The sequence below is a fragment of the Catonella sp. genome, from assembly GCF_052173895.1.
Classification (GTDB): Bacteria; Bacillota; Clostridia; order Lachnospirales; family Lachnospiraceae; genus Catonella.
Genome location: NZ_JBQMXS010000069.1, coordinates 1 through 5,716, shown reverse-complemented (window position 1 = coordinate 5,716; position 5,716 = coordinate 1). Strand labels below are relative to the sequence as shown.

The following is a 5,716-nucleotide window of genomic DNA, read 5'->3' as shown; positions in this document are numbered from 1 at the left end:
CCGGCACAAAATGGTTACGGAATGATACAGCCGCAAAATTCTTATGAATTTTTACCTAATTGGGGTTGGCAAGGAAACGGATATTATCCGGTGAATCCCGAGAATCATTTAAGCTCTATTCAAAATCCTATGATGATTAATCCGAATTTAACTGCTGTCGATCCGAGATTGGAATTTAACAATACTTATAGTGAAGCGAGCAGTGATGGAGTGAAAGGACTTGTCTTATCTACAGAAAAAGAAGCTCAGGAAGAATCACAAAAGCCTGTTAGAGTAAAGATACATTTAAATGAGGAAATACTTGAATATATTTTTGTGCTAGTACAGGGATTTGTTTTATGTTTTACTGTTACCTTTGGAGTAGGATATTTCAAGAAGAAAAAGAGAGAATAGTTGTATGAAAAAATTAAAAAAAATAATTTCGGCGATATTCTTTTTATTAATTATATCGCTACAGGTTTCGTGTGTTGATCAACATCCTGAACATAGTGGGGGGACATTAAGTGATATTGATTTACAAGAAAATAAGATTGTAAGACCAGCTGTAGCTTTAGCGAAAAAAAAAGCTAATAAGAAAAATTTGCGCATCATTGCTACATCTCCTACTATTATGGATATATGTGATAAGCTACAGCTTGATTTAGTTGGAGGGGTGGGAAGTATTATTTCGACTATTCCTGAAAGATATAAGGATGTGGAAAAAGTAGGAACACCTATGAGCCCTGATATGGAAATTGTTTCTTCACTCAACCCGGATTGGATTTTAAGTCCTCAGAGTTTAATATCAGACTTGAAGCCTAAGTACGAGGGAATAGGGATTAATTATGCTTTTTTGAATCTTAGTAGTATAAAGGGGATGTATAAATCTATTTATGAATTGGGTGAGATTTTTAATAGAAGAGAAGAAACAAAAGTATTGATTGATGAATTTGAAGCTTATTTGAAAACTTATAATGAAAACCATAGAGAGCAGAAACGACCTAAGGTTTTAATACTTATGGGATTGCCGGGGAGTTATATTATTGCAACAGAAAATTCCTATGTTGGCAGTTTAGTTGAAATGGCAGGTGGAATTAATGTGTATGCGGGTACTGATGAAGAATTTTTGAATGTAAATACAGAGGATATGAAATTAAAGGAGCCGGATATTATCTTAAGAGCTTCTCATGCAATTCCTGATAAAGTTAAGAGTATGTTTGATAAGGATTTTAAAGAAAATGATATTTGGAAACATTTTAAAGCTGTGGAAAGTGGAAGGGTGTACGATTTAACTTATCAAAATTTTGGAATGAGTGCTAAATTTAATTATCCGTCTGCATTAGAAGAGTTAGATGAAATTTTTTATGAAAAAGATAATAAGTAATATATTGTTGATTTGAAAGGTAGAGGATATGGATAATCCGAAAATAAGTAGTCTAAATGCTGATGAAAGGGATAGAAAGATAAAAAAAATTACGGCTTTACTTTCTTTTCTTATTTGCATTTTTTTTAACATAATATTAATTCTATTTGCTGTAAATACAGGTAGTTTAAAAGTATCTTTAATGGAATTGTATGATGGCTTATTTATTGCGTATAATCCTAATGTGGCAACGATTTATGATCTCAGATTTCCACGCATCATTATTTCGCTTTTGGCAGGAGCGGGGATAGCTACATCAGGATGTTTATTTCAGGCAGTACTTAAAAATCCTTTGGCGGATCCGGGAATTATAGGAATATCAAGTGGAGCAGGATTTGTATCAGTAATTATTACTGCATTTTTTCCGATGTTATTCTTTTTGACACCTATTTTTGCATTTATCGGAGGGATTTTAGCATTTTTTTTAGTTTATACATTATCATGGAAGGATGGTTTATCTCCTCTAAGAATTATTTTAGTGGGTGTAGCTGTGAATGCTATGTTTGCCGGTTTATCGAGTGCATTAAATTCTATGGCGGGAGGTAATATGCAAGGAGTTGCATCTATTGTAAACGGTAATATTACTATGAAGACTTGGAGTGATGTATCTATCCTTTTTCCATATATTATAATTGGAATTATCTTATCTTTATTTATGGCTGTTAATTGTAATCTGTTAAGTTTGGAAGATACTACAGCAAAAGCACTTGGAGTAAATGTGAATAGAACACGGATTGTAATATCTTCTATAGCTGTACTACTTGCCAGTATCTCCACAGCTGTTGTTGGAATTATAGGATTTTTGGGGTTGATTGTACCACACATAGGACGCTTATTGGTGGGAGCAGATTATAGAAAACTTATTCCTTTTTCTGTTATTTTAGGTTCGTTTACTTTTTTACTCGCAGATACCTTGGGGCGTACGATTGCAAGTCCTTATGAAGTTCCAGCTGCAATTATTATGAGTATAATAGGTGGTCCTTTCTTTATTGCTTTATTAAGGGGGAGTCGAAATTATGGAAAATAAAGCTGTTATGACTGTAGAAGGTGTGCGTTTTTCTTATGGAAAAAATGAAGTATTAAAGGGAATTGATTTAGAAATAGAGGAAAATAAGATTACTACATTTTTGGGAGGTAATGGTTGCGGTAAGTCAACTTTGTTTTCTCTTATGACTAAAAGTCTTAATGTTTCAGAAGGAGAAATATGTTTAAGAAATATGAACATAAAAGATTATTCTCTTAAAAAATTTGCTCAAAATGTGGCAATTGTACATCAGTATAATAAAACAAGCTTGGATATTACAGTTGAACAATTGGTTGCTTTCGGTCGTACACCTTATAGGAGAGGGATGGTATTTAAAACAAAAGAAGATGAAGAAATAGTTGATAGAGCGATGGAAGTGACGGATATAAAGGATCTTAGACATAGGGAGATTGGACGTTTATCCGGAGGACAGAGGCAAAGAGTGTGGATAGCCATGTCCATTGCTCAAGACACTAAGATTTTATTTTTAGATGAACCTACTACCTATTTAGATATCAGATATCAAATAGATATATTGGAGTTAGTAAGAAAACTAAACAGAGAATATTGTATTACTATAGTTATGGTGTTGCATGATATGAATCAGGCTATTGCTTATTCGGATAATATTATAGCAATGAAACAAGGGAAAATAATGGCTACAGGAAATCCAAAGAAGATTATAGACAGTGAGTTAATAGAAAATATTTATGGAGTAAAATTGCCCGTAGTAAATGTTAATGGAGAAATATTTGTAATGAATTCCTTGTAAGCCTGTGTTATCTATAATTGGGTTTTATCACTGTATCATTTTGTAATGATCAGTAAGAGCATAGGTAAAAGTATGATATATGGAATAAGTAAAATCCATACTAATGTGGAATTTACTTTTTCAAATAACATTTGCTTAGAAATGGCGAAAATTAGGCTTGACAAAATGCCTGCCATCTTGTACACTATAAGAGTGCTATGATTATTATTACCCAATCAGTTGTCGGCACTAAATCTACAGCTGGAGGGGAGGGTTGGTGAGAGAATGTCAAATGTAATCGTTAAAGAAAACGAAACTCTTGATAGTGCTCTTCGCCGTTTCAAAAGAAACTGTGCGAAGGCTGGTATTCAGCAGGAGATTCGTAAAAGAGAGCATTACGAGAAGCCATCTGTCAGACGTAAGAAAAAGTCTGAGGCTGCTAGAAAACGCAAATTCAAATAGTTAAAGTTGAAAGGACGCAGTGTCGATATGGCTCTGCGTCTTTTTATATATTTTGTTAAAGATTATTTGCTTATAAAATATATGTACGCTCACATTTTTATGATAAAAGGAGTATATAAAATTGGCACTTTCTGAAATTACAATAAATATACCGGTAAGTCATGAGTCAAATGTATCAGGAGCGTTTGACGCTAATATTAAGATTATAGAGAAATCTTTTGGTGTCAGTATAGTATCAAGAGATGGAATTACACATATAAAAGGAACTAAAGAAGAAGTTAGAAAGGCTTTAAAAGTAATGGAGCAACTTCTTGCCCTATCTCTAAGAGGAACAGATATAACAGAACAGCAGGTAAATTATGCTGTTTCAATAATACAAGATCCTGTTGAGTCTTATGAAAGTCTTGAGAGTATAGACAAGGAAATAATAGCTCATACGGTAAGTGGTAAGCCTGTAAAGCCAAAGACTATAGGACAGAAGAAGTATGTAGATCAGATAAAAAAAGATATAATTGTATTCGGACTTGGTCCTGCCGGAACAGGAAAGACTTATTTGGCAATGGCAATGGCAATTCAGGCGTTTAAGGATAATAAAATAGAAAGAATTATACTTACAAGACCTGCGATAGAAGCCGGAGAGAAACTAGGTTTTCTTCCGGGTGACTTGCAGAGTAAGGTAGATCCTTATCTGAGACCATTATATGACGCCCTTAACCAAATTATGGGAGCTGAAAATTTTCAGTCAAATGTAGAAAAGGGGTTGATAGAAGTTGCACCTCTTGCTTATATGAGGGGAAGAACTCTTGACAATGCCTTTATTATTTTAGATGAGGCACAAAATACAACTCCTGCACAAATGAAGATGTTTCTTACAAGGATAGGTTTTGGCTCAAAAGTTGTAATTACCGGCGATTTAACTCAAAAAGACCTTGCAATCGGTACTAAATCAGGTCTTGAGGAGGCAGTTAAAATACTTAAAAATATTGAAGGAATAGGTTTTTCAACCCTTACCAACAAGGATGTTGTTCGTCATCCTTTGGTACAAAAAATAGTAACTGCCTATGACGATTACGAAAAGAAAAATCTGTATAAAGAAAATAAAAGGAGTTCTCGTAGAGATGACCGAAGATAAACCTATATATAACTTGATAAAGGATAATATAATTTTTATTTCAGTACCTCTATGTGCGTTGATTAGCACAATAAAATTTGACAGTTCGTATAAAATAATCGGTTTAGCTTTATTTGTATCTGCCTTTTGCGTAATTTACAGACTATATGCAAAAGTTGCCAACCATAACAATTCAAGAATTAATAACGGAATTATGACAGAGTTCTTGTCGGTATCCGGATTTATAATAACTATCTGCCTAGGTTTGTTTGCTGAAGTATCGATTGTTAGATGGTTCTTTTTAATCGGTACTATACTTGCTGTAACCTTTACAGATATACTCAGTTCATTATTATCATCCTTTGCTTATGTACTGGTAGTGACTGTATTTACTAATACCACTCCTGAATTTATTGCAAACAGCTTTCTTACTGCTGTTATACTAATTATTTTAACAAGGTATTACTCTGATTTTTTGAGTGTTGTTTACTCAATCATAACCTTACTGTCTTTTGAAGTAGCATTTTTCGTGATAATGAATGGACTTAGGACGGATCAGATAATTACAGTACCCCATATAATTGATGTATTAATAATTTCAGGTTGTATTTTTTTAGGATGGATATTAAATAAAATTACTGTTAAAAACATAATACTGAAAGATATAAATTCAGAGGTGATAACAAATTCTGTTGGAGAACAGATTGTGAAAGATAAGATATCCTATCAAAAAGACTATTCTTATTTGCTTAGTAAAGATGTTGATGTTTATAAAAAAATGGCAGAAAACGAAAAACTTTTTAATATAGCAGAAAGAAATTCTAGGTTTGTAAAGGAAATAATTGAGCTATTAGGTGGACAGGTAAGTCTTGCAAAGACAGGTGCTTTTTATGCAGAATGTGGACGTCTTATAAGCAATAATTATATAGTAGAAGGCTTAGTTTTAGCTAAAGATAATAACTTTCC

7 protein-coding genes are annotated in these 5,716 nt (G+C 33.0%); all 7 read left to right on the top strand.

Going from position 1 to position 5,716, the window contains the following annotated elements; all coding sequences use genetic code 11:
• The coding region (locus ACTTG8_RS09520) for a hypothetical protein (RefSeq protein WP_442561878.1) at positions 1 to 393 on the top strand (393 nt) is incomplete at its 5' end.
• A gap of 4 nt (positions 394 to 397) precedes the next feature.
• Positions 398 to 1,363, top strand: a complete 966-nt coding sequence (isdE, locus tag ACTTG8_RS09515; RefSeq protein ID WP_442561877.1) for a heme ABC transporter substrate-binding protein IsdE — start codon at positions 398 to 400, stop codon at positions 1,361 to 1,363.
• A 28-nt stretch (positions 1,364 to 1,391) separates the two neighbouring features.
• The gene (locus ACTTG8_RS09510; protein ID WP_442561876.1) at positions 1,392 to 2,429 is read left to right on the top strand and encodes a FecCD family ABC transporter permease; all 1,038 of its coding nucleotides are present in this window, start codon (positions 1,392 to 1,394) and stop codon (positions 2,427 to 2,429) included.
• Positions 2,419 to 3,198, top strand: coding sequence for an ABC transporter ATP-binding protein (locus ACTTG8_RS09505; protein ID WP_442551986.1), 780 nt, complete (start codon positions 2,419 to 2,421; stop codon positions 3,196 to 3,198). The genes ACTTG8_RS09510 and ACTTG8_RS09505 overlap by 11 nt, the downstream gene beginning before the upstream one ends.
• A 264-nt stretch (positions 3,199 to 3,462) precedes the next feature.
• Entirely contained in the window at positions 3,463 to 3,639 is a 177-nt protein-coding gene (gene rpsU, locus ACTTG8_RS09500) for a 30S ribosomal protein S21 (protein ID WP_021886387.1), read from the top strand.
• Between the two features lie 121 nt (positions 3,640 to 3,760).
• Positions 3,761 to 4,771, top strand: a complete 1,011-nt coding sequence (locus ACTTG8_RS09495) for a PhoH family protein (RefSeq protein WP_442561875.1) — start codon at positions 3,761 to 3,763, stop codon at positions 4,769 to 4,771.
• Positions 4,758 to 5,716, top strand: a 959-nt coding sequence (locus ACTTG8_RS09490) for a hypothetical protein (protein ID WP_442561874.1), incomplete at its 3' end; no start/stop codon positions are given. The genes ACTTG8_RS09495 and ACTTG8_RS09490, both read left to right, overlap by 14 nt.